Genomic DNA, 23,147 nt, shown 5'->3' on the forward strand with positions numbered 1-23,147 from the left:
TAAATACCCATATGGGGTACTTGATGAAATGAGATAATTATTGTATAATACCCCTCGTAGGTATAATGTTGAGGGGGTATTTTTTTGAAAAAGAGTGCAGTAAAAAAGTTCGCAACTATAGCTGAACAGGAATGTGTAGCTTGTGGATGCTGTGTCAAGGTTTGTCCGTTAAAGGCCATTAAAATCGAGAAAGGAATTTTTGCAAGTGTAGATAAAAACAAATGTGTAGGTTGTGGAAAATGTGAGAAAATATGCCCAGCTTCAGTAATTAAAATGCATATAAAGGAGGAAATTAAATGTTAATTAAAAAGAAACCTATTTATGAGTATATGTGGATAGTTTCCTCGTTATATCTAATTTTAGGCTTTTTTAATATTTTATTTGCTTGGTTAGGGCTAATATGCTTTTTAGTGCCCTTGATTATCTCTCTTGCAGGAGGAGAAAAAGCTTATTGTAATAAGTATTGTGGAAGGGGTCAACTATTAGATTTTTTAGGAAACAAACTAAAGTTTTCTAGAAATAAAAGTATTCCAAAGTTTTTAAGGAGCAAGTGGTTTAGGTATGGATTCCTATCTTTTTTCTTAACTATGTTTTCTTTAATGCTATTTAATACCTATATGGTTTTGCAGGGAGAACGTAACTTAAGAAAAGCAATTACTTTGTTGTGGACATGGAGACTTCCTTGGAATTTTGTTAATACTTCCATGGTTTCACCCTGGATAGCTCAATTTGCTTTTGGTTTTTTTAGCCTAATGCTCACATCTACTATCCTGGGGATAATTACTATGCTGTTATATAAACCAAGATCTTGGTGTGTATATTGTCCTATGGGTACTATGACTCAAAGCATATGTAAAGTAAAAAATAAATAAATTAAAAGAAATTTTTTAAAATGTGTTTATAATGATAATAAAAAATACCCATAAAGGCTTATTATTAAGACTCTTTATGGGTATTAAACTTTAGTAGAGGGCTAATCACAGGCATATATAAGCTTGCTTTCTTCATGGTCTATAGAAAATAATTTTTCTATATCTTCAGATATTATGGTACTAATATCTGAAATGTAATTAAACTTAACTCCTATGCCGCAGTTAGAAGATAGCTTTCTAGGTACAGGCATAAGCTGTGAAGAAATATTTTTGCCTTTTAAAAATTTATTATATTTTAAAGCTCCTGAGTGTGTAAAAAATACTGCTATATATTCCATGGTGAATGCATCCTTATTTTTTTATTATTAAAAGGTAGTTATCTCCCTTTTCTTCTACGTCTACTTTATAGCCTGAATTTTTAGCAAATCTTGATACGTTTTGTTTTGCAGTATTATTATCTACTAAAACTTCTATACCTTTAGGACTATTTTCTAAAGCTTTTTTAGTCATAAGTACTGGTTGAGGACAAGACATTCCTACTGCGTTAATTTGCTCCAACTTTCACATCTCCTTTTATTTTAACATTTGAGGTTTTCTCTATGCTTACATAAGAAATTACAAGAACTATGACAAACCCTATTAACACTGCTACCTTACCATTAAAAGTAGGACCCTTAGCGCTAGAAGCTAAATTGAAGTTGTGAGTGAAAGCAGCTCCCACTAACATTCCTAATACCGCCATCACAGAATCTATATTTCCTTCTGCGGATAGTATTAGCTGTCTTAGAGGACATCCTCCTAAAAGAATGGAACCCCATCCTACTAATACCATGCCAAGAAAGTTCCATACACCGTCGGTATGAGCGATAGGCTGATTAGCAAATCCGAAGTTATAAAAATTTAAAAGTAAGTTTCCTAGGGTAGTAAATACAAAAATAGAAATAAATCCTGAAATTAAATATGTATCCTTAAATAATATTAAATCTCTTATTCCACCTACCATACATAATCTGGTTTTTTGTGAAAGCACACCTACTACTAAGCCTACAGCTAAAGAAATCCATATAGCAGCATGGGAAGCTCCTGGACCCTCTTTACTAAAAAAAATAAATACTGGAGCAGCAATTAATAATGCTAATAATGCCACATTTACTGCTGGAAATAGGTAGCCTTCAAATTTATTTAGTTTATAGTTTCTTTTTAAACTAAAACCCTTATTTAAGAAGAAGATTCCCACTGTAATACCTACAGCAAACCCTGCTAAACCTAATATAGCATTTAGGTCTCCGCCGCCTAGTCTTAAAACCATTCTTAAAGGACATCCTAAGAACATTAATGCACCTATCATAACAATAAATCCAAGAATAAATCGTATAAAAGGTGAAGAGCCTCCCTTGGTTTCAAACTCCTTACTAGCTATGGCCATTATAAAGGCTCCTAATACTATACCTATTACTTCAGGTCTAATGTACTGGACCACACCAGCTCTGTGAAGACCCACTGCACCTGCTATGTCTCTTACGAAACATGCAATGCATACTCCCATATTTTTAGGATTTCCGAAATAAACCAGCAGTACGGAAAGAATCCCTACTATGGCTCCTGTTAAAATAATACCTCTCTTTTCTTTCATTACACTTCCCCCTAAAATTTATTAGTTCTCTTTAATAGTAACAACTTATACAAATTGTGTTAAATAGAAATTACTTATAGATAAATGTATACCTATACAAAATATCAATGATTGTTAATTATTTGTCGAGACATCACTATAATAATGGTCTAATATATAATTAAGGATATATATTTTAATAAGATTTTAAGAGGGTGAAATAGTGAAAGAAATATATCTTGATAATGCAGCCACTTCCTTTCCTAAAGCGCCAGGAGTGTCTGAAAGTATGTGCACTTATATTAATAGAATAGGTTGTAATATAAACAGAGGAGCTTATAGCACTTCTTATGGTGCAGAAGAAATCGTATTTGAAACCCGTGAAATTATTTGCAAACTTTTTAACTTTCAAAAGCCTGAAAATGTGATTTTTAGTAAAAATATTACTGAAAGCCTTAATGTAATAATAAAGGGGCTATTTAAAGAAGGAGATCATATAATAGTATCTTCCATGGAACATAATGCAGTGATGAGACCTCTAAATTCTATGGTAAGCAGGGGCATAGAATATTCAAAAGTCCAATGTAATATCCTAGGAGAATTAAATATAGAAGCTTTGATAAAAGAAATAAAACCTAACACCAAAGCTATCATCATCACTTCAGCTTCCAATGTATGCGGTACCATAATGCCTTTAAAAGAGATTGGACAAGTAGCTAAAAAACATAATATTTATTTTATAATAGACAGTGCCCAAGGAGCAGGGTTTATACCTATGGATTACCAGAGCTTAGGTGCGGATATTATAGCTTTTACAGGGCATAAAGGATTGTTAGGTCCTCAAGGAATTGGTGGGTTTATTATAAATGATGAATTAGCAGCTTTAGTAAATCCTTTAATAGAAGGAGGAACTGGAAGCCTTTCAGAAGAAGAGGTTCAACCTCCTTATATGCCAGATAAGTTCGAAGCAGGAACCTTAAACATTCCAGGAATCTTTGGATTAAATGCTTCATTAAAATATTTACTATCCACAGGGGTAGATACCATAAGAGAAAAAGAACTATTTCTTACCCAAAAGTTTATTGAAGAGGTAAAAAATATACCTGGAGCAAAATTAATAGGTATACCTTCTATCAATAACAGAACTGCTGTGATATCTATAGATTTTACTTCAGATACCATAGATAATGGCATTATTGCACACTACTTAAGCAATGATTATGGCATTATGACTAGATGTGGCCTTCATTGTGCACCTTCAGCTCATAAAACCTTAGGAACCTTTCCAAATGGTACAGTAAGGTTTAGCTTCGGTCATAATAATACTCTAAAAGAGGTAAAATACACTATAGAGTCCATTAATAAAGGTATTAAGCAGTTCGGTTAGATTCGGGGAGCCAGGCACGTGCTTGGCTCCTTTTTTTAAAAAAATGCAAAAAATTAACTGAATATTATGAATATTAAGCAATAAGTTTAATATAAATATAACAAATAAGGTTGAAAATTTTAATAAAAGAACATGAGGTGGGGGGAATTTGTGGACATTATAGAAAGATTTTTTAAAAAGATATATTATAATCAAAATTACAATCCAACATCTTTGAATTTTAATAATATGCAAGTAAGCAAAGACAGTTATCTTATTAAAGGAATACCTCATATAAGCTATAAAGATGCCTACTGTCACTCTGCTGTATTACAGATGATACATGGAGGAAAGAAGGATATTGGGTATTATAATTGGATTATTGGATTTACCTATGGGGCGTTTTATAATGCTGATATAAAAAGTTTTATTCCTTATGCTGACCCAGAGCCTCTTATACAGAATGGTTGTAAATACTTAGGACTTAAAGGAACTTATTATACGGTAAAAAATAGTGATAAATATATTAAGGCTATAGAGTACTATATTTCAAATAATATACCAGTAAAAGTACCAGTAAATTTTGGAGTAATAAAGAATGAAAAATTCTTTGATCCTCATACGGAGTTAATAGTAGGTTATGATAAGGACAATTTTTATTACTATGAACCTGGGATAGAAGACAAATATGAAGAAGATTACTTGGGAGATAAGATAAAAAAAGACTTTCTACTTAAAGCTGTAGAAAGTATAGGGAAGGAATTTTGCTATCCTTGGAAATATGCTCTTATGGTATTTGAAGATAATGGTAACAAAAACCTTCCTGATGATAAAGACCTTTTCCTTAGAAATTCACAATTGCTTAAAGGTAAAAGCAGTGGTCCCTATGCCGAAGGAGCACAGGCTCTGGAAAGATTCGCTAATGGAATAAAAAATTACTCTGAGCTAGAAGAAGACGGAAAACATATTATTCTTGCTTTAGAACAGTGCACTTTTACAAGAAAATCCAATGGAGATTTTCTAATGACTTTAGGGGAAGAGCTTAAACCATATGGTGATTACCTTATAGAAGCATCAAAACTCTATGAAGAAGCTAAATTTTTATTTCAGGAGTCTTCAAAAAACCATGAAAAAGCAGGAGACCTTGTGCTTAAGGGCTGTAACTTAGAAGAGATGGTAGCCCATGGATTAAAGCGTTACTATAACACCGTTAAGTAAATATATTTTATTAAAATATATTTATAAAAATATAAGGAGGATGGGGTTTATGTTAAAATTCAACTCAAACATTAACTCAACTTGCACGGGAAAGAAAACATTAAAGGTTTCCCCTGGTGCTGGCTGCTGCTCTTGCTGCACATATTGTTGCTGTACATGTTGCTGTTGCACTACCGCATAACTCATTTCTAACTTAGATTTAGGGAATATTCTATATTTAATATAGGGATATTCCCTATGTTTTAAACTCTTGTTTTTATTTGCATAAAGAAGAATGAAATAGTACAAAGAGGATGTGAAAAGTATGGAAGAAAGATATCCCGTGGAACGCGATATTGCAATGTTTAACTTACATTATACTCAGATGTCTATATATGCGGATACCGTTGGGCTAAGAACCCCAGAAGCAGTGGTAAAGGGAGCCCTGTACTCCAAACATAATAGATTTCTGGGACAAGAATATTTATTAAATTTCAGAACGGATAATAATTATATTGGATTCTCTTCAGGAGTCTTTAGATTTTTTGAAACAGATGCGGCCCTTACTGCAGTTAATAGAAATTTAGAAGAAGAATTAAATGACGTTATACCTTTTCCAACCCCTAAAAAGATTAAAGCTTCCTTTAGTAGTGTAATAAGTTCTAGAAGGAGTGTAAGACAATTTAATAAGCAGAAAATTAGTAAACAGGAATTAGGGGATATTTTGTATTATGCCCAAGGTATTTCAGGAAGTGTACAAGCTGTTAATATACCTGTGGAAAAGAACACTATAGAACTTAGAAATGCACCTTCAGGAGGAGGCTTATATCCTATATATCTTTACATGCTTATATTAAATGCTGAAGGAATAAAAAAGGGCATATATAAATACTATCCTTATTCCCATAGCTTAAAGCCTGTACGCTTGGATTTTAATATAGATAAATGCAGAGAGTTAGCGCAGTTTGGGAATATAAATGGAGAAGACTGCAGTGTATATATTTTTTATGTATATGATTTTTATGTAAACAGCAGAAAGTACGGTGACGGGGCAATGATGTATGCAGCTATTGAAACCGGTGAGATAGCACAAAATATACAACTAACTTCTACAGCTTTAGGTTATGGCAGCTGTGATATAGGGGGTTACGACAAACAGTTCTGTGAAGAGGTGTTGAAATTAGACGGAATTAATAGACATGTTATTCACATGACCATAATAGGATAGGGGGATGCATATATGAGTACAGGTTATGTTTTAAATGATGGAGTAAGAGTTTTTAAAGCTTCAGATTTAGAGGTTAGGTTAAGAACAGGTATATGGAATTATGAAGAGGCTGTTATAAACTTACAAGATCAAAGCCCTGAAGTAAGCACTGCAGTGCTGGATATAATAGATAAGATGCAGCAAGGAATAGGTATAAATGAAGAAAGTTTAAATAAATATAGTCTTAACAAAAAAGATAAAGAAGGAATTATGGAGCTTTTAAATGGATTAAGCTATGGAGAATTTATTGTAGATAGTAATAATAGCCACATTGAAAAATTTTTAAACTCCATTTTATTGGGCAGCAATTACAATATTCCTCAGGATGTGGAATTAAAACAATGTAATAAGGTGCTGTTCATCAGTGATAATGACAGCATAAAGAAATATTCCATGAATTTATGTGAAGAAATGAATTTTAATATAGATATTTTATCAGATGAAACTTTAAAGTATTTAAATAAAGTAGATTTAACCACAAAGACAGATGCATTAAAAGTAGAAAAATTATATGAAGAATTTAATGAAATCCTTGGACAATATGATGTATTTGTCGTGGTGATGAAATATTTAAATGTAACCACTATGAGAAATTTAAATACATTATTAGTTAAATGGAACAAGCCTTCGGTAATATCCTTTTTAGATGGACCTTTTATAAACTTATTAGTTACAAACGGAAGTAAGACAGGGTGTTTTCAATGCTTTGAACAAAGAGCCCTAGCCAGAATTGAAGATACACATTCTTATCATACCTTCGTCAATTCAGCTTCATATCACATTAATAATGATAATAAGGGTTATTATCCTATATTAAATATATTGACCAATATGGCTATAATGGAGGCTTATCAGTATACCTTTGTAGGTACCTCAAAGCTTAGTGGAAGAATACTTGGAGTATATTTACCCACCTTAGAGATTCAGGTACAAAGTCTTTTAAGAGTGCCTTATTGCAGTGAGTGTGGAACTGTAGCAAAAGGAAAATTTGAAGAGATAAATATTTCTTCCAGGAGAGTCTTAGACGAAATATTAAGTAAGAAAGGCAGGTAAGCATATGCTGAGAAATTATCCTTACCTAAACACATTATTAAGAGAACTTCGATTTATTGGGAGTAATCACGGAGGCATAGTGCCAGGCTTTGTACTACCTAATACCCATTTTAATACTGAACCAGATATTAAATCAATAATTGGCATGATGCCACTTTATCATAGGGAAATATTAAATAATCCTGATTTAGATGTTCAGTACCACATAAGTGGATACGGATCTTTTTATGAGGAAGCCATGATTAAGTATATGGGAGAAAGTATTGAAAGATATGCTTCTATTATTGGACCTAGGCTGGTAGATCATAGAATAGAGTATGGAAGCTATAATGAGATGAAGAAAAAAGGAAAGGTTATGGAATTAAAATATCTAGATGCCTTTTCTCCTGAACAAATACAATGGTTTTCCAGTCATAATGAACTGTTTGCACAGAAATCTGTGGACGAAAACTCTGTTTTAGGTTGGATTAAGTGTAACTCTCTACTTAATAAAGATGAGGAAATATATGTACCAGCTCAGATGATGTTTATTGGATATGTTCCCAAAGTTGATTTGGGAGAAAAACTATATCTCCCTGCCTTTACTACAGGTACAGCTTCTCATAAATCTGTTAAAAAAGCTTTATTAAATGCTATTGTAGAGTATGTCCAAATAGATAGTTTCTTAATTAATTGGTATACGGAGAGGAAATGCCCTAAGATAAGCATTGATAACAAAACCATTAACGCTCTTCTTGAAAAAGCAAATTTACATGAAAAATCTTCTTATGATATCATACCTCTTTATATGACCTTAGAGGAAATGAAGCTTCCTATATTTGGAGTGCTAGCAAAAGCTAAGGAAGTAAGGATGCCCTATATGTTTTTTGGTGTACAAGGGGATTATGATACCTCTAATGCAATGCTAAGAGGTATTATGGAATCCACGGCAGTATCTCCTTTAGGCTATTTTCAACATATTATGGATCCGGACCTCTCCTTTGAAAAAATTGAAGCCTCAGGCTTTGGAGATTTGGATAGTAATGTTTTGTACTACTGTAGACCAGAAAAAGCAGAGGAAAAGTGGAGATGCTTTCAAAAGATTATAGGGGATGAAATAAAATTAAGTGAAATTCAAGATTATTCTAACTTAGATTTAGATGAAAAAGTGCATTTAGCCATTAATGATATAAGAAAAATAAGTGAGTACGCAGTTTATTTAGACATCACTCCTCCAGAGGCAGCAGATAAGGGCTGGTCCGTGATGAGGGTGCTTATTCCAGAGTTAATGCAAATGTGTTTGCCTGGTTTTCCTTATGTAAATCATCCTAGAATGAAAAAATATGGAGGAATAAAAAATGACTTTCCTCACCCCCTTCCTTAGTTTTTTAATAATTATATCCACCTCTCTATCTGTTATATTTATACAAAGTATATATGTAATAACAGGTAAACAAGAAGAAATAGATAGTATAGCTATAAGTAAGTGGATAATATTATATAATTTCATAATATTTATAGCTATAGCTACCCTCGGAGATGTGCAAATATATAATAAGATACCCATTAAATTTAATCAGTTGCTTTTTTTATCTATCCCTTTAGCTTTAATAACCTTTTTTATGGAAATAGCACCTAGTATTCTGAAATCAAAAATTAAAGGTGAAACCATAGAAATAGAAGTAACTAAGGCCTGGAGGGGAAAAACAATCACACTTATTTCACTTACTGTGATAATAGCTTTCCAGGAGGAGTTAATATTTAGAGGACTTTGGTTTGAAATTTTATTAAACACCTGGAAGGTTCCAATTATTATCACTTTATTAATATCTTCTATATTTTTTGCTATAAACCACATAGCTTTTGGTATAGAAATTTTTATGGAAAAAATAATTGCAGCCATAGTCTTTGGTTTTATTTATATAATCAGCGGAAATCTTTTGTTAGTTATGTTAACTCATGCCTTGGAGAATATCTTTATATTGTGGAAATTTAAGAAAACATGAAAATAGTATTGCTTTTAATAGTATTAATTGGACTTTTTACTCTATGGTATCGGCTGGACAAGGCATTAAACCATAAAACCAAGACTATAAAAAAATTTTCAGTCTATTTATCAGGAAGATGGGGAATAAGCTCTGAAAATATAATCTCAATTTTTTCCTTAGGAAATTATATAGGAGTATTACTTATATCTATTATCATTATGGAAGTGCTTAATAATAACACTTTGATAAATAATGTGAAAATATTCTTTGATATAAATAATATTGGCTTAATTATTTTAATGTTATCCTCAGTGTTAATTATTTCTACGGTAGTGGTAATAGGTATAGTTATATTTTTAGGGAATATAAATATCTATAGGAGTTTAGAAAATGTAAAGTATGTCCATAATTCTAATAAGTACAAAACTTATATTAAAAATATATTGATATTTAGCACTTCAACCTTTGAGTTTTTATTGTTTTATATTTCAATTCCGTATACATTATTTTATTTGAATATAAAATCTCAGTTTTTCTGCGTGGTAATATCTAGCATAATTTTATTAGTTTACAAATTAATTACCATAAAAAATATTATTCCATGCATGTTAATAAACAGTGGAAATCTTGTTATTATTATTTTTTCCACATTATTAATGGTAAATAATAGGAATATATTTGAAATAATGGTAACATATTATATGTATACCTTTATATACTGCTATTTTCAGAAGTTATCTTTAAGAGGAGGAATAAGTTAGATGCACATTATAAAAGTGGACAATCTAGTTAAGACCTACAACACAAGAAGAGCTGTGAAGGGTATCAGCTTTCAAGTGGAAGAAGGTGAAATCTTCGGAATAATAGGGCCTAATGGGGCAGGTAAAACTACCACAATAGAATGCATTGAAGGATTAAAAAAAAGTGATACAGGTTCTTTTATTGAAGTTATGGGATTAAACCCAGAAAAGCATAGGAAGGAACTCTATAAGCATATTGGGGTACAGTTACAAGAAACTTCCTATCCGCAATTTTCAAAGGTTAAGGATATTGCTAGAACTTTAGAGGCTTTTTATGATAATGCTTTATCTTATAAAGAACTTTTAAAGGATTTTCAGTTAGATGATAAGGCAAACAGCTATATATCAAATTTATCCGGTGGACAAAGGCAAAGGTTATCAATTGCTTTAGCTTTAATAAATAATCCAAAAATAGTTTTTTTGGACGAGCTTACCACAGGGCTAGACCCTCAAGCTAGAAGAGATATGTGGGAATGGGTTTTAAAGTTAAAAGAGCAAGGAAGAACAGTGGTGCTTACAACACATTATATGGAGGAAGCTCAATATTTATGCGACAGAATAGCTATAATTAAGGATGGAGAAATAGTAAAGCTAGATTCTGCTGATAATATAGTAAGTTCTTGTAACTTAACAGATAAAGTAGTTCTTAAATTACAACAATCCGAGGAGATAGAAAATATTAAAAAGTATGACTATTTAGAGGTGGAAAAAGATAAAAATGATAATGTAATAATTAAAGGTGATGGGGAAATAGCTCTTAAGGTTCTAGAAATTCTAAGCAAAGAAGATATAAAATACAGTGATTTAAAAGTAATAAAGCCAAGCTTAGAAGATGCCTATCTCAATATTACTAATAGTAGAGAGGAAGTGGGATAGTAAGATGAAAAGATTAGGTGCATTATTAAGACAAGAGATAACCTTATCTCTAAGAAATTATATATCAACTTTCTTTGCTGTTCTTTTTCCTGTAATCATGCTTATACTATTTGGCAGCATCTATGGAAATGAAGGTCAAGAGATATTACATGGATATGGCTCAATGGATATGACGGTACCTTCTTATTTTGGAGTAAGTTTAGGGGTATTAGGATTAATGACATTACCTATGACCTTAGCTGAATATAGAGAGAAAAAGGTATTGAAAAGATTTAAAGCTACTCCAGTTTCACCTTTAAGCTTACTTTCAGCAAATTTAATTGCTAGTATTATTATATATATTATATCTATAATGTTTTTAGTTATTGTGGGAAAGTTAGCATATGACATTAAATTTGAAGGTGAAATACCAGCGGTGGTATGTGCAGTAGCCTTAAGCGTCCTTGCAATTTTTGCTTTAGGTTTGTTTATAGCCTCCATAGCTAAGAGCGCCAAAAGCGCTAATGCCATAGGAAATTTAGTTTATTTCCCCATGTTGTTTTTATCAGGTGCTTCCATACCCTATGAAAAATTACCAGAAGCGGTTCAAAAGTTTGCTAAAATATTTCCACTAACTTATTCAGTGAAATTTATAAAAGGAGTATGGTTCGGAAATAAACTATTAGATTATAAGTTAGAAATAGCTGTACTTGCTGGTGTAACTTTAGTTTGTTTAGCTTTGTCTATTAAACTATTTAAATATGAATAAAAGATGGTGCTAGGTACTTTATGTATAATTAAATTCAGAAACTCAATAAATAAGGTTATTATGCTAGTAAGAGGATAAAAGTTGAATAAAAAAGGATGTTTCAAAAGGTAATTCATTTACCTGTTGAAACATCCTTTTTTAAATTTCAATTATGAAACATTATTTTGCTTTTGGTACTCCATAGGAATTATCCCAGTGTGAGCTTTGAAAAAGCTTGAGAAATATGTGATGAGAGCAAAATTAAAAATATATTCAATAAATCCTTGTTAATATATTGACAAGGTTGTTAATTAATATATAATAGTTACTAAAGGTAGCTACTAATTAAATTACAATGAAATTAAGCGCAAAAATAAATTTTAATATTTAAAACATTATTATTCTATTCTTTCATAATCACTAAGGATGTGATGAATAAATAGACTATGTTATAATAATAACTAATTATTTTCACATGGGAGTGGTTATTTATGGATAAGATAATAAATTTATTAAAGAACTTTAACTTTACAGAGTCAGAAGCAAAGGTATATATTTCTTTGTTAAAACACGGAGCTGGAACAGGCTATGAGATAAGCAAAAATTCTTCTGTACCAAGGTCAAAGGTATATAACATCCTCACAATTCTTATGGATAAAGGCTGTGTTGTAATTTCAAAACAAACGAATCCTATTAATTATTCTGCAGTGCCTATAGATGAATTTATAAGTAATATCAAGAGTAATGTTGATAGAACCCTTGATGAAGTAAAGGGGGAGCTTATAAATTTCAATCAGACTATGGATTTGGATAACATGTGGTATATAAGAGGATATCAAAATATATTTAATAAGTGTAAAAATATATTAAGTTCAGCTAAAAAGGATGTTTATATTCAAGTTTGGAGAGAAGATATAGACAATATTTATGATGAATTAAAATCTGTAGAAGAAAGACTTGATAAGGTGGTAACAATCCTTTACAGTGCTAACAATGACTATGATGTTAATCTTAATAGCTATTATAAGCATGGCTTTGAAAAGGATAAGCTGGCAGAAAGTGGAGGAAGATGGATTAATATTGTAGTAGATTCCAATGAGATGTTATTTGGACATATTCAAAATGATAAAAATGCTGAGGTAATTTGGACTAAAAGTAAACCTATGGTTTTTTTATCTAAGGAGAATATAAGGCACGATGCATATTGCTTAAAGCTCATTGATGCTTTAAATGACAATGTAAAAGTTAAGTTCGGAGACGATTTAGAGGGCATAAGAGATATTTTTAAAGAACATAATCCTAAATAAAAAGGAGCTAATTAATAATGGAAAAAATCGTTTTAGTACTTATCGTTATAATAAATGGAATGTTTGGTTTTAAATTCATACAAGACATATTAAAGAATAAAGAAGAAATGAAACAAGAACCAGGCAGCAATATATTCTTAGCAATTTCTTCATCAATAATATTTTTCTTTTCAACCTTTGGTATTTCAGACTTTGCAATTTCAACTATATTATATAGAAAGAAAAAATTAGTTTCAGATAAGAAATTACCTGGTACTTTAAATACACAATGTGTTATTCCTGTGGCTGTAATGGCCTTAGCATACATATCAGTTATAAAAGTTGATCCCGTTACCTTAATAGTTTGTATAGTCTCTCAAATAATAGGAGCTTATATAGGACCAAGATTCGTAGTGAAACTGGAGCCCAAAATTATTAGAAAGTTTATTAGTATGGGATTATTAATAGCTACTGCCTTTATTCTAGCTGGTAAATTCAATCTTGTACCTTCAGGTGGAACTGCTACAGGACTTAGTGGAGCAAAACTTGTTATAGCAGCTATTAGCTTATTTGTGTATGGTGCTTTAAATAATATTGGAATAGGGTCTTACTCATTAACCATGGCAACAATATATGCACTAGGAATGAATCCAGCTGTGGCATTCCCAATAATGATGGGAGCCTGTACTTTCTCAGTTCCTATAGGAAGTATGGAGTTTATTAAATATGGAGAATATGGCAGAAAAATAACAGCATTTACCTCTACCTTTGGGGTTATTGGAGTTCTTGTAGCTGTATATTTAGTTAAGAGTTTAAATGTATCTATGCTTCAATGGGTTATAGCAGCAATTCTTCTATATAGCGGATTAAGCATGATTATAGGTGATATAAAAGCAAAAAAAGCTGAAGTAGCACAAGCGTAGTGATAATTAAAATATAAAGCTTATTTAGTAGGATATTATAATTTTATAAGAAGGAGTGGTTAGATGTTAATTTTAACTAGAGAAGATATAAAAAAAGTATTTTCTATGAAAGATGCAATTGAGGCAGATAAGGAAGCCTTAAGAATATACTCTGAAGGAAAAAGCGTAGTGCCTTTAAGGGTTAATATAGATATTCCTAAAGAGCAGGGACAAAGTCTATTTATGCCAGCTTATGTGGAAGGGTTAGATGCCACAGGAATAAAAATAGTTTCTGTTTTTCCTAAGAATATTGAAATAGGAAAGCCTTCTGTGCCAGCTAAAATGATCTTATTAGATGGAAAAACTGGTGAGGTTTCTGCCATAATGGATGGTACCTATCTAACTCAGTTAAGAACAGGAGCGGTTCAAGGAGCTGCAACTGATATTCTTGCAAGGAAGGATGCAAAGATTGGAGTTCTATTTGGAACAGGCGGACAAGCTGCCACACAACTTGAAGCCATGCTTTGTGTTAGAGAGTTAGAAGAGGTTAGAGTTTTTGATATAAATATTAAAAGAGCCAAAGAGTTTGTAGAAGAAATGAAAATTAACCTTGCTCAATATAGTACCAAGATAATAGCTGTTGAAAATGGAAATGAAGCTATAAAGGATGCAGATATTATAACTACAGTTACCACTTCAAGAAGACCAGTATTTGATGGTTCATTGGTTAAAAAAGGTGCTCATGTGAATGGTGTAGGAGCTTATACTCCTGAAATGCAGGAGCTAGACGAATTAATAATAAAAAATTCAGATAAGATATACTTTGACACAATGGAAGGGGTTTTAGCTGAAGCAGGAGACTTTATAATTCCTATGAAAAAGGGTATTGTATCAAAAGATGATTTCCAGGGGGAGTTAGGACGAGTAATACTTGAAGAAATTCCAGGAAGAGAAAATGATCAAGAGATAACGCTATTTAAAACCGTGGGAGTGGCAGTATTAGATGTAGTTACTGCGTATAGAATATATAAAAAAGCAGTGGAAAATAACATAGGTAGCAATATAGAAATATAAGAACATTAAAACACCTTCAATTATAATTAAATTTGTGATGAAGGTGTTTTAATATTTAAAAGTTATACCTTCAAAGGGGTAGGGTGCCAGGCACCACTATTTAAAATTAGAGTACCTATTTAGTTTAATTGTACTTATAAGCAATAAAAGTACAGATACAATCATGCATAAGGAGTATTTAATAAATACTTCTCGTGGAAGTATAATCTGTTCATTGTTTAAATATATGTTGGCAAACCAGAATATTTTACCTTCAGTTATAAATTGAGTGGAGGTATAGGAGAGCACTAAAAATAAACTCCATTCACTTTTGCGAGTAAAGAGCATCACTATAAAAGTGAAACCGTAAAAATATAGGCTTTGTATAAAAAACTGAACCCAGAGAGCTGCATATACAGGCTCTTTTATTCTTAGCTGCACAAGTAGAAGTGTAATAGAAGAAAGCAGCATATATAATAAAAAGAAAAATAAGGTTTTATATAAGCCAATATATTTTCTATCAATGCTATAGGAGAAAAGGGTTTCTCCTCCCTCATCTTCTAACACATTCTTTAAGGAGAAGATTATCCACCAGCTGCATAAGGCTGGTATAATACCTTCCATCATGGGAATAAGCTTGTCAAATTGAGTGCTTTCTCCTGTAAAAAGCCTAGAGCATAAAACTAAGAGAAAATGTAATATGAAAGGCACAGAAAACAAGTACCCCATTTCTTTTATATCCATATATATTATATATCCTAGTTTCCTAAGTTTTTTAGAAGACATAAATATCCATCCTCCAGAGTAGGATTAATAGGAATTGCATTTTCCAAGGGTTTGTTTACTGATGCTATTTTTAAGGTTACTGTACCTTTATCGCTATTTCTTATGGTAGAGAAAATTTCAAACTTTGTTTTTATGTTGCTGTACTCCCTTAATCCACAGGTTACTTCCCATATTTTATCTTTTCCAAAGGTTGAGAGATTTTTTGTTTCTCCAGTATATATGAAGCTTCCTTTGTTTAACACACCCACGGTAGAGCAGGTATTTTCTATATCCTCAATAAGATGAGTGGAGATAATAACTATTGATTCTGTGGATATAAAGGAAAGAAGGTTTCTAAATCTTATTCTTTCCTCTGGATCTAATCCAGCGGTAGGCTCGTCTACAATTAATATCTTTGGATTTCCCAGTATTGCTTGGGCTATACCTAATCTTCTTACCATACCTCCAGACAAGGCTTTCACTTTCTTATCTTTATGTTCTGTAAGATTAACTAAATCTAAAAGTTCATTTAAGTCTTTATCATTAAATTCCTGCACTTCTTTTAATACTGCAATGTAATTAAGACACTCTTCTACCGTAAGGTTTTTATATAGGTAAAATTTTTGTGGCAAGTAACCTATGATGTTTCTAACCTTATGCTTATCTTTCCAATCCAAATCTCCTAATCGTATGCTTCCACTATCTTTTTCTAAGACTGTAGTAAGTATTCTCATTAATGTGGTTTTTCCTGCACCGTTTGGTCCTAATAATCCATAAGCACCAGGAGCTATTTCTATAGATATATCCTTCAATGCTTGAAAGCTTCCATAACTTTTATTTAAATTTTCAATCATAAGTTTACTCATAATATCACCTGTCCTTTGATTTAATAAAATCTTTTACTTCATTTATGGTCAAATTAGGATTAGTAGATAAATACTTATAATAGTCTCTAAAGAAATTCTTCATAAACTTTTCATTGGTAATATGCTTTGAAAAAAAGTCATTAAGACAACTATAAAATTCATAATCTCTTTTGGATATATCATCTTTATTATTTTTATCTTCTGACATAGCTTTAGAGGCATTTAACATGTTCATAAACATTGAATATTCTAATTTCTTTTCATTGCTTTTATACAAATACCAATATTCATAGGAGAATAGAAATGAACTATATAAAAGATTATTTTGACTAGTTAAGGTTTCTTCTTCTGAGCATAAAGCTGTAGTTAATGGAATTAAAAAAACTCTTGGTGGAACTTGTTTAGTTTTGTTTATAAACCCGTTGTTACTATCAATATAAATTTCATTTCCATTCTTAATTATCGTAGTATTGCTCATAGTACTTCTAATAGGTATACTGTACATATTTTTTATTTCAGCACTTTTGTTCTCTAATGCAAGATCTTCTATTATATCTCCGAAAAGCTTTTCGAGCTGAGGCTTATAGTCTGGAAGAGAATCAGCTTGTTCTTGAAAAACCTTAGGATATACCATAACTAAATTAGAGGAGGTTATGGTATTTATATCACCTGCCATTACAGTAATGCCATTATTACTTAGTCCTTCCCATTTCCCTTTATCAATGAATGGTATGTTACAGTACATTGATTTAGGGTGATTTAGCTTTAAGGAGTAATGAATAGGTTTAGGGTTATAGTTAATATTTAAGCTGTTATTATTTATATTATACGCATTAAATAAATTTTCCTGTGGAATCCAAGGGAAGAAACTTGGAAGTAAGATTCCGTTGGAGTTTGCGTAAAAAATGGGAGAAGAAAATCCAGAATACTCTATATTTAAAGTTAAATTTTTTTCTTTATTATCTGGAATATAAAAGGTTACTATATCGCCTTCTCTTTTAAAGCTAAGATCTTTTCCTTGAGAGGTATTTAGTTGTGTTATATTAAAGTTATGATAAAGAGTAAAGGAACCCTGAGAAATATTATTGTTAGGAAAATTTATATCAAAAGTAACGGAAGCACTTAAGTCCTTTGTAATATCTAAGTTGATATCATAGCTGCTTATATTAATTTTATTATAAGAATTACTGTTTATGGCTTGTTTATAAGGGGGATAACCTGAGTCGTAGTGCCTTATTGAATCTGAAGTTAGATCATAATATATAATTCTAGAAGAATGCTTGTACATCCAACCTAAGGAAGTAAATATGAATAAGAATAATGGGATAACTATTTTTAAGTACTTATTTCTTTTTTCGTACTGTAGTAGATTTTGAATTGTTAAAATGAATAAAACTATAAATAAGTAAATACCCATGAAAATAAAACGCCTTTTTTCTATAGGCAACCCGTATAGAGGGTTGTAATGCATGTGAGGTTCAGAAACGGTTATATTTAGAATTACTCCTAATTGTTTTAAATCAATTAGTAAAAAATTAGTTATAAGCTGAAAGATTACTGTATTTATACTGGTAATAAAACACCATATTAGTACCAGCAATATATAGGCAAGCTTTGATTTTATTAAGTTCCCTATGATTATTCCAATAATGCCTGATATAGTGAAGGGTAAAAAGTAATATAATAATATGTATTTTATGGTAGGAGCTAAAAAATACATATCTACCTTATAAATTAAATACTCTATAAAATATATTAAAAATCCTAATAGGCTTACTGATAGAGCTGTAACAAATATTACTATAATTTTGGAAAAGGATTGAGATGCTTTAGCATCATTGAATGTTGCCATTAATTCATTACAATTATTGTTATCTTCAGTGTTGCTTAAGAAATATCCTAGAACCATAAAAAATAATACCCCTGAAACAGAAAAATAAGCAGAGGCGGCTAGAGCTCCTCCAGCATTATTCTTAGGAATAAAGCTTAAGGTAACTGGAAGCAGGTATAAAAGATTTGCAATAAGAAATATGTATGTCCATATATTTCTTGTTAGTATTTTCATATAGGATGTAAAGGAAAAGTATATTTTTTTCATAGATCCTCCTTATAAATTAAGGAGGAAGATTTCTTCCCCCTTATAATAGTATTGCTCAAAAGTTAATTAACAAGCATTATTCTAAAATCTAATATTCTTATCAGTCTGACAGAGTACCATAACAGACAGAATTGTATGGACCTGCAGGATCAAGATGAACATAATAGTTCCCACCTTTAAATTTATCAGGAGCTCTTTGCAATGATAATAACATATATGGAACTAATTGTAAATAAAGCGAATTATATTAAATAAGGTATTTAAGTAAGTGTAATTTTTACAATAAAAGTATATAATGATAAGCATTTAAATGTAAAAACATAGAAATAATAAAAAGTTAATTAGGCAAGTGTCAGATATTACACGTGCCTGGCACCTTATTGTATAATTACATTAAGAAACTTAATAAATAACGAAAGTGAGGGATATTAGTAATATGAGTAAAGTATATGAGTTTGAAGCTGAAATTAAAAAGGTTCCGGATATAGATGGGGCATATATTGAAATTCCCTTTGATGTGAAAGCTGAATTTGGTAAGGGACGAGTTCCAGTTACTGCTACTTTTGATGGCGAGGTCTATGAAGGGAGCCTAGTTAAAATGAAAACTCCTTGTCATGTTATCGGAATAAGAAAAGATATTAGAGCAAAGATTGGAAAGCAGCCTGGGGATACTATTAAAGTTACCTTGGTGGAAAGAATAAAAGGTTAATTATCAATAAATAGTTCATAATTATTATTAGGAGATATAATTTAGATATTGACAATATAGTTATATAGTTATATAATCGTAATGAACATTGTTCATTACGCGTTGAGGTGAAGTTTGATATGGCAAAGCATAATGAAAATCTAAAAGAAATTATTTTAGCTTCTGCTAAAGATATTTCTTTAGAGCACAGTATAAATGAAATTAATATACGTAAAGTAGCAAAAAAGAGTAATATTTCTATTGGTACTGTATATAACTACTTTCCCACAAAGGCAGACTTATTGGTTGCAGTTATAGAAGATTTTTGGAAAGAGGCTTTTACCAAAATTGATATAAGAGCTCTGGGACACAAAAGCTTCTATGAAAAAATAGAAGAGATTTATGATAGTCTATATTCATATCTTTATAACTTTAAGGAAAACTGGCTTGAACAAATTTCTCTATTAAATGCTCAAGAAAAGGAAGTGGGGAGAAAAAGGCAAGAAGAATATTTTGCCAGGATACGTACTATTATAATATCGCTTATGGACAGTGATAAAAGCATTGGCAAGCATATATGGAGTTCTAGTATAACCAAAGAAAAAACTGCACAATTCATATTTGATAACATGCTTTTAAATCTAAAAAAAGGTGAGAGCAATTTTGAATTTTTTATAGAAATATTAAAAAAAATAATGTCCAATTAAAATCATACCTAGGTATGATTTTAAAAATGAACGAAAGTGAACATTGTTCAAAAATAATTATGAGGTGATTTTAATGCAAGGAATAATGGAAACTTTATTTGATGTGGTATATCTTTCTACAGTAATAATAATTGGTGTTATTATGATAACAAGGTCTGGTGATAATAAGCAGTATAAGATGTTTGGAATAATGTCAGTGGTACTAGGCTCAGGAGATGCTTTTCACTTGGTACCAAGATCTTATGCTTTGCTTACTACAGGATTAGAATCTAAGGCAGCTGCGTTAGGGATTGGTAAGCTTATAACTTCTATTACCATGACTGTATTTTATGTGATTTTATATTATATTTGGAGAAATAGATATGATATTAAAGAAAGAAAAGGCTTAACTGCTTCTATTTATTTACTAGCAATAATTAGAATAGTATTATGCTTATTCCCACAAAATGATTGGCTTAATTACTATGCACCAGTTTCATGGGGAATTTATAGAAATATTCCTTTTGCTCTTATGGGAATCATTATCATATGGTTATTTTACACTGAAACCAAGAAGCATAATGATAAAAACTTTAGGTTTATGTGGCTTGCCATAGTATTATCCTTTGGATTTTATATCCCCGTAGTACTTTGGGCAGATACCATAAGTATAATAGGAATATTGATGATACCAAAAACCCTTGCTTATGTTTGGGTAGTACTCATGGGGTATAATGAGTTTAAAGACAAGCTTAAAGGTTAATATAATATATATTTAGCTATTAAAACTTAGTTCTATATAATTTTAAATAGATTATTAAAATTTAGATTCCATGTGATTTTAAATAGGCTATGTGAAAAGGTAACTTACTCATCTTTTCACATAGCCTATATTTTTAATTACAATTAGGCGATATTATTTCGTCTCCTATATTCCATAGGAGTTATCCCAGTGTGGGATTTAAAAAAACTTGAGAAATATGTTGTATGGGTAAAGTTGAATATATAGCTGATTTCACCTATGGAAAGTTCAGTATAAGTTAGATAGAGTTTGATAGCTTCAATTTTCTGCTCAGTTATATATTCTGTTAAGGTTTTACCCACTTCTTTTTTAAAAGTTGCAGATAGATAGTTAGGATGAACCTTCGCTATGGAAGAAAGCTCTTGCAAGGAGAGCTTATTTTCTATATTTTTTCTGATATAAGAAATTACATGATTAATGAGTGGATTATATGCGTACTCTTTGTGGGTTTTTAGTACTTGAATAAAAGAGGTTAACATTTTATACTCTAAATTCTCAACTTCATCTTTGGTGCTGGCTTCATCTATGAGATTTATATAGTAGTCGCTTAGCATAAATGCAGTTTCAGGATATAGTCCAGATTCTATAGCAGCACGGGTAAAAAGCGTACAGGAACCCACTAAAGAGTATTTTAGTGAATTAAGAGGTCTATTGGAAAGCTGAGCTCTTTCTAATGAGTTAATTTCATCTAGTATTTCTATGCTTCTATCCATGTCTATTTGTTTAATATACTCCATAAGTTTACATTCTAACTCATATGGAGGATGGGTATAGGAGTTATACTTATTTTTGGCATTTATAAGTTCTAATTTTCTAAGAATACTACTCAAGAAATATCACATCCCCAAATAATAATATTAAGATTTTATAATAAATATTATGATTTTATAAAAAGTATACCTTTTCATATATATAATGTCTATATAATCACTTAAATAAGTTGATATTAGGGGGAGGAGAATAAGATGAAAAAATCACTTAGTATTATCATTGCAACAGCATTGGCAATGTCAACCTTAATAGGCTGTTCTTCTGGAGGATCAAAATCATCTGATGAGGGTAAAAAAGCCAATAAAGAGAAAACAGTTATTACCATGATTCAAAACAAAGTAGAGATACAAGAACAATTAGAGGAAGCAGCTAAAGAGTATAATAAATCTCAAAGTGAAGTTGAAGTAAAGATTTTAGGCGCTGCTGGAGACGATTTAATGAAGGTACTACAGTCTCAATTTGCATCCACTCCTGAAAAAGCTCCTACTATTTTTACAGTAGGAAGTGGTAGTGAGTTCGAAAAGTTTTTTAATTATATGATACCCTTAGATTCAGCTAAAGCTTCTAAAAAAATAGTAAAAGGTCAAGCTGATGATGCCATGAAAGATGGCAAGCTCTATGGATTACCAGTGGCTATTGAAGGTTTTGGATTAATATACAATAAAGAGATATTTAAAGAAGCTGGAGTAAAGGCTGAAGACATTAAATCCATAGATGATTTAGTTAAGGCTAGTGAAAAGCTGGAAAAGGTTAAAGGAGTTCAGCATGCTATAGGTTTTGGTAAAGAAACTTATTTTAAATTTATGCACCCATTTAACTGGCCATTTGCCTTGATGAAGGATTATAAAGGAAGTATTGAAAAAGTTAAAAAAGGAGAGCTTAAACTAAAAGACATACCTGAAGTTAAACAATATGCACAGGATTTAGATAAATTGAAATCACACACAAACCTTGCTAAGGACACTTATGATGATCAAGTAGCTGGATTTGCACAAGGAAAATTTGCAATAATTCATCAAGGAAACTGGGCTCAAGGTATTATAGATGATTATAAGGTTAAATTTGAATATGGTATGATGCCAATGCCTTTCAATGGTAATGAAGGTATAGCTGTAGGTAATACAAACTATTTCCGTGTTAATAAACATGCCACTAAGGAACAACAAGATGCTTCTATTAATTTCTTGGATTGGCTGCTTACCGAAAAAGCAGGACAAACTTATGTTACAGAAAAGTTTAAGTTAATACCAGCTTATGAAGGCTTTAACACAGATAAGTTGAACCCACTAGCTCAAGAGGTATCAAAGTATTCACAAGAAGGTAAGACAGTACCTTGGACCTTTAACCTATTCCCAGCAGGCATAGATAAAGACTGTTCAAGCCAAATGGAAAAATATTATGCAGGTCAGATAAATAGTGATCAGCTTTTAGATGAAATAAATAAAATTTGGGTTAATGCTTCAAAATAATGTAGTTTACTCATTAAAAGCCTC

General features: G+C 31.1%; 25 protein-coding genes. 18 read left to right on the forward strand and 7 right to left on the reverse strand.

The features are described 5' to 3' along the window. Window positions 1–84: 84 nt before the first annotated feature. Together BUA82_RS09260 and BUA82_RS09265 are read left to right on the forward strand one after the other, a co-directional pair. Entirely contained in the window at window positions 85–303 is a 219-nt protein-coding gene (locus BUA82_RS09260; protein WP_073006890.1) for a 4Fe-4S dicluster-binding protein, read from the forward strand. Further along, the gene (locus BUA82_RS09265) at window positions 297–872 is read left to right on the forward strand and encodes a 4Fe-4S binding protein (RefSeq protein WP_073006892.1); all 576 of its coding nucleotides are present in this window, start codon (window positions 297–299) and stop codon (window positions 870–872) included. Before BUA82_RS09260 ends, BUA82_RS09265 begins: the two co-directional genes overlap by 7 nt. Window positions 873–973: 101 nt before the next feature. On the opposite strand, the gene BUA82_RS09270 is transcribed toward BUA82_RS09265, so the two are convergent. Genes BUA82_RS09270 through yedE form a run of 3 tightly spaced genes read right to left on the reverse strand, consistent with a single transcriptional unit; the run spans window position 974 to window position 2,505 of the window. Continuing rightward, window positions 974–1,210 (reverse strand): putative Se/S carrier protein, encoded by a 237-nt coding sequence (locus BUA82_RS09270; RefSeq protein ID WP_073006895.1) that lies wholly within the window; start codon window positions 1,208–1,210, stop codon window positions 974–976. A 13-nt stretch (window positions 1,211–1,223) separates the two neighbouring features. After that, window positions 1,224–1,430 (reverse strand): sulfurtransferase TusA family protein, encoded by a 207-nt coding sequence (locus tag BUA82_RS09275; RefSeq protein WP_073006897.1) that lies wholly within the window; start codon window positions 1,428–1,430, stop codon window positions 1,224–1,226. Then, window positions 1,417–2,505 carry a YedE family putative selenium transporter gene (yedE, locus tag BUA82_RS09280; RefSeq protein WP_073006899.1) on the reverse strand — a complete coding sequence of 363 codons (1,089 nt, stop codon included), beginning with the start codon at window positions 2,503–2,505 and terminating at the stop codon, window positions 1,417–1,419. The genes BUA82_RS09275 and yedE overlap by 14 nt, the downstream gene beginning before the upstream one ends. Before the next feature lie 202 nt (window positions 2,506–2,707). Here yedE and BUA82_RS09285 point away from each other — a divergent pair, with 202 nt between their 5' ends. From BUA82_RS09285 to BUA82_RS09345, 12 genes are all read left to right on the forward strand, one after another. Continuing rightward, window positions 2,708–3,871, forward strand: coding sequence for an aminotransferase class V-fold PLP-dependent enzyme (locus BUA82_RS09285; RefSeq protein WP_073006902.1), 1,164 nt, complete (start codon window positions 2,708–2,710; stop codon window positions 3,869–3,871). 150 nt (window positions 3,872–4,021) lie between these two features. Beyond that, the gene (locus BUA82_RS09290) at window positions 4,022–5,068 is read left to right on the forward strand and encodes a hypothetical protein (RefSeq protein ID WP_073006905.1); all 1,047 of its coding nucleotides are present in this window, start codon (window positions 4,022–4,024) and stop codon (window positions 5,066–5,068) included. A gap of 304 nt (window positions 5,069–5,372) precedes the next feature. Then, complete coding sequence (locus BUA82_RS09300) at window positions 5,373–6,275, forward strand: SagB family peptide dehydrogenase (RefSeq protein ID WP_083599865.1); 903 nt, start codon at window positions 5,373–5,375, stop codon at window positions 6,273–6,275. 12 nt (window positions 6,276–6,287) lie between these two features. Next, the gene (locus tag BUA82_RS09305; RefSeq protein WP_073006908.1) at window positions 6,288–7,367 is read left to right on the forward strand and encodes a hypothetical protein; all 1,080 of its coding nucleotides are present in this window, start codon (window positions 6,288–6,290) and stop codon (window positions 7,365–7,367) included. A 4-nt stretch (window positions 7,368–7,371) separates the two neighbouring features. Next, window positions 7,372–8,730, forward strand: a complete 1,359-nt coding sequence (locus BUA82_RS09310; RefSeq protein ID WP_073006909.1) for a YcaO-like family protein — start codon at window positions 7,372–7,374, stop codon at window positions 8,728–8,730. Further along, entirely contained in the window at window positions 8,705–9,352 is a 648-nt protein-coding gene (locus tag BUA82_RS09315; RefSeq protein ID WP_073006910.1) for a CPBP family intramembrane glutamic endopeptidase, read from the forward strand. Before BUA82_RS09310 ends, BUA82_RS09315 begins: the two co-directional genes overlap by 26 nt. Next, window positions 9,349–10,095, forward strand: coding sequence for a hypothetical protein (locus tag BUA82_RS20900; protein ID WP_073006911.1), 747 nt, complete (start codon window positions 9,349–9,351; stop codon window positions 10,093–10,095). The genes BUA82_RS09315 and BUA82_RS20900 overlap by 4 nt, the downstream gene beginning before the upstream one ends. Then, window positions 10,096–11,010, forward strand: a complete 915-nt coding sequence (locus BUA82_RS09325) for an ABC transporter ATP-binding protein (RefSeq protein ID WP_073006912.1) — start codon at window positions 10,096–10,098, stop codon at window positions 11,008–11,010. Between the two features lie 4 nt (window positions 11,011–11,014). Then, window positions 11,015–11,758 (forward strand): ABC transporter permease, encoded by a 744-nt coding sequence (locus tag BUA82_RS09330; RefSeq protein WP_073006913.1) that lies wholly within the window; start codon window positions 11,015–11,017, stop codon window positions 11,756–11,758. 470 nt (window positions 11,759–12,228) lie between these two features. Beyond that, entirely contained in the window at window positions 12,229–13,044 is an 816-nt protein-coding gene (locus BUA82_RS09335; protein WP_073006914.1) for a TrmB family transcriptional regulator, read from the forward strand. A 17-nt stretch (window positions 13,045–13,061) separates the two neighbouring features. Next, the gene (locus tag BUA82_RS09340; protein ID WP_073006916.1) at window positions 13,062–13,946 is read left to right on the forward strand and encodes a sulfite exporter TauE/SafE family protein; all 885 of its coding nucleotides are present in this window, start codon (window positions 13,062–13,064) and stop codon (window positions 13,944–13,946) included. 63 nt (window positions 13,947–14,009) lie between these two features. Beyond that, a complete protein-coding gene (locus tag BUA82_RS09345) occupies window positions 14,010–14,999 on the forward strand; it encodes an ornithine cyclodeaminase family protein (RefSeq protein WP_073006918.1) in 990 nt (329 codons plus the stop codon). Window positions 15,000–15,095: 96 nt separating this feature from the next. Here the strand turns inward: BUA82_RS09345 and BUA82_RS09350 are convergent, their stop codons facing one another. Genes BUA82_RS09350 through BUA82_RS09360 form a run of 3 tightly spaced genes read right to left on the reverse strand, consistent with a single transcriptional unit; the run spans window position 15,096 to window position 18,707 of the window. Then, window positions 15,096–15,764: a hypothetical protein gene (locus BUA82_RS09350; protein WP_073006921.1), complete on the reverse strand. Its 669-nt coding sequence runs from the start codon at window positions 15,762–15,764 to the stop codon at window positions 15,096–15,098. Beyond that, window positions 15,737–16,609, reverse strand: coding sequence for an ABC transporter ATP-binding protein (locus BUA82_RS09355; RefSeq protein WP_073006923.1), 873 nt, complete (start codon window positions 16,607–16,609; stop codon window positions 15,737–15,739). The genes BUA82_RS09350 and BUA82_RS09355 overlap by 28 nt, the downstream gene beginning before the upstream one ends. 4 nt (window positions 16,610–16,613) lie before the next feature. Beyond that, on the reverse strand, window positions 16,614–18,707 hold the full coding sequence (locus tag BUA82_RS09360) for a hypothetical protein (RefSeq protein ID WP_073006925.1): 2,094 nt from the start codon (window positions 18,705–18,707) through the stop codon (window positions 16,614–16,616). 436 nt (window positions 18,708–19,143) lie between these two features. Here BUA82_RS09360 and BUA82_RS09365 point away from each other — a divergent pair, with 436 nt between their 5' ends. The 3 genes from BUA82_RS09365 to BUA82_RS09375 all read left to right on the forward strand — a co-directional run bounded on the left by BUA82_RS09365 (window position 19,144) and on the right by BUA82_RS09375 (window position 20,844). After that, complete coding sequence (locus BUA82_RS09365) at window positions 19,144–19,416, forward strand: DUF1905 domain-containing protein (RefSeq protein ID WP_073006927.1); 273 nt, start codon at window positions 19,144–19,146, stop codon at window positions 19,414–19,416. Between the two features lie 119 nt (window positions 19,417–19,535). Next, a complete protein-coding gene (locus tag BUA82_RS09370; RefSeq protein WP_073006929.1) occupies window positions 19,536–20,102 on the forward strand; it encodes a TetR/AcrR family transcriptional regulator in 567 nt (188 codons plus the stop codon). Between the two features lie 73 nt (window positions 20,103–20,175). Continuing rightward, window positions 20,176–20,844, forward strand: coding sequence for a hypothetical protein (locus BUA82_RS09375; RefSeq protein ID WP_073006931.1), 669 nt, complete (start codon window positions 20,176–20,178; stop codon window positions 20,842–20,844). A 143-nt stretch (window positions 20,845–20,987) separates the two neighbouring features. Here BUA82_RS09375 and BUA82_RS09380 read toward each other — a convergent pair whose 3' ends face one another. Continuing rightward, window positions 20,988–21,713 carry an AraC family transcriptional regulator gene (locus BUA82_RS09380; RefSeq protein WP_083599867.1) on the reverse strand — a complete coding sequence of 242 codons (726 nt, stop codon included), beginning with the start codon at window positions 21,711–21,713 and terminating at the stop codon, window positions 20,988–20,990. Between the two features lie 135 nt (window positions 21,714–21,848). Here BUA82_RS09380 and BUA82_RS09385 point away from each other — a divergent pair, with 135 nt between their 5' ends. Then, the gene (locus tag BUA82_RS09385; protein ID WP_073006934.1) at window positions 21,849–23,123 is read left to right on the forward strand and encodes an ABC transporter substrate-binding protein; all 1,275 of its coding nucleotides are present in this window, start codon (window positions 21,849–21,851) and stop codon (window positions 23,121–23,123) included. Window positions 23,124–23,147: the final 24 nt, after the last annotated feature.

Origin of the sequence: Clostridium amylolyticum, from assembly GCF_900142075.1 — a bacterium.
Lineage (GTDB): Bacteria > Bacillota > Clostridia > Clostridiales > Clostridiaceae > Clostridium_AA > Clostridium_AA amylolyticum.

Coding starts and splice junctions, on each gene's coding strand:
- BUA82_RS09265 (WP_073006892.1), top strand. CDS start 297: ATGTTAATTAAAAAGAAACCTATTTATGAGTATATGTGGATAGTTTCC.
- BUA82_RS09270 (WP_073006895.1), bottom strand. CDS start 1,210: ATGGAATATATAGCAGTATTTTTTACACACTCAGGAGCTTTAAAATAT.
- yedE (WP_073006899.1), bottom strand. CDS start 2,505: ATGAAAGAAAAGAGAGGTATTATTTTAACAGGAGCCATAGTAGGGATT.
- BUA82_RS09300 (WP_083599865.1), top strand. CDS start 5,373: ATGGAAGAAAGATATCCCGTGGAACGCGATATTGCAATGTTTAACTTA.
- BUA82_RS09305 (WP_073006908.1), top strand. CDS start 6,288: ATGAGTACAGGTTATGTTTTAAATGATGGAGTAAGAGTTTTTAAAGCT.
- BUA82_RS09310 (WP_073006909.1), top strand. CDS start 7,372: ATGCTGAGAAATTATCCTTACCTAAACACATTATTAAGAGAACTTCGA.
- BUA82_RS09315 (WP_073006910.1), top strand. CDS start 8,705: ATGACTTTCCTCACCCCCTTCCTTAGTTTTTTAATAATTATATCCACC.
- BUA82_RS20900 (WP_073006911.1), top strand. CDS start 9,349: ATGAAAATAGTATTGCTTTTAATAGTATTAATTGGACTTTTTACTCTA.
- BUA82_RS09325 (WP_073006912.1), top strand. CDS start 10,096: ATGCACATTATAAAAGTGGACAATCTAGTTAAGACCTACAACACAAGA.
- BUA82_RS09330 (WP_073006913.1), top strand. CDS start 11,015: ATGAAAAGATTAGGTGCATTATTAAGACAAGAGATAACCTTATCTCTA.
- BUA82_RS09335 (WP_073006914.1), top strand. CDS start 12,229: ATGGATAAGATAATAAATTTATTAAAGAACTTTAACTTTACAGAGTCA.
- BUA82_RS09340 (WP_073006916.1), top strand. CDS start 13,062: ATGGAAAAAATCGTTTTAGTACTTATCGTTATAATAAATGGAATGTTT.
- BUA82_RS09345 (WP_073006918.1), top strand. CDS start 14,010: ATGTTAATTTTAACTAGAGAAGATATAAAAAAAGTATTTTCTATGAAA.
- BUA82_RS09350 (WP_073006921.1), bottom strand. CDS start 15,764: ATGTCTTCTAAAAAACTTAGGAAACTAGGATATATAATATATATGGAT.
- BUA82_RS09355 (WP_073006923.1), bottom strand. CDS start 16,609: ATGAGTAAACTTATGATTGAAAATTTAAATAAAAGTTATGGAAGCTTT.
- BUA82_RS09360 (WP_073006925.1), bottom strand. CDS start 18,707: ATGAAAAAAATATACTTTTCCTTTACATCCTATATGAAAATACTAACA.
- BUA82_RS09365 (WP_073006927.1), top strand. CDS start 19,144: ATGAGTAAAGTATATGAGTTTGAAGCTGAAATTAAAAAGGTTCCGGAT.
- BUA82_RS09370 (WP_073006929.1), top strand. CDS start 19,536: ATGGCAAAGCATAATGAAAATCTAAAAGAAATTATTTTAGCTTCTGCT.
- BUA82_RS09375 (WP_073006931.1), top strand. CDS start 20,176: ATGCAAGGAATAATGGAAACTTTATTTGATGTGGTATATCTTTCTACA.
- BUA82_RS09385 (WP_073006934.1), top strand. CDS start 21,849: ATGAAAAAATCACTTAGTATTATCATTGCAACAGCATTGGCAATGTCA.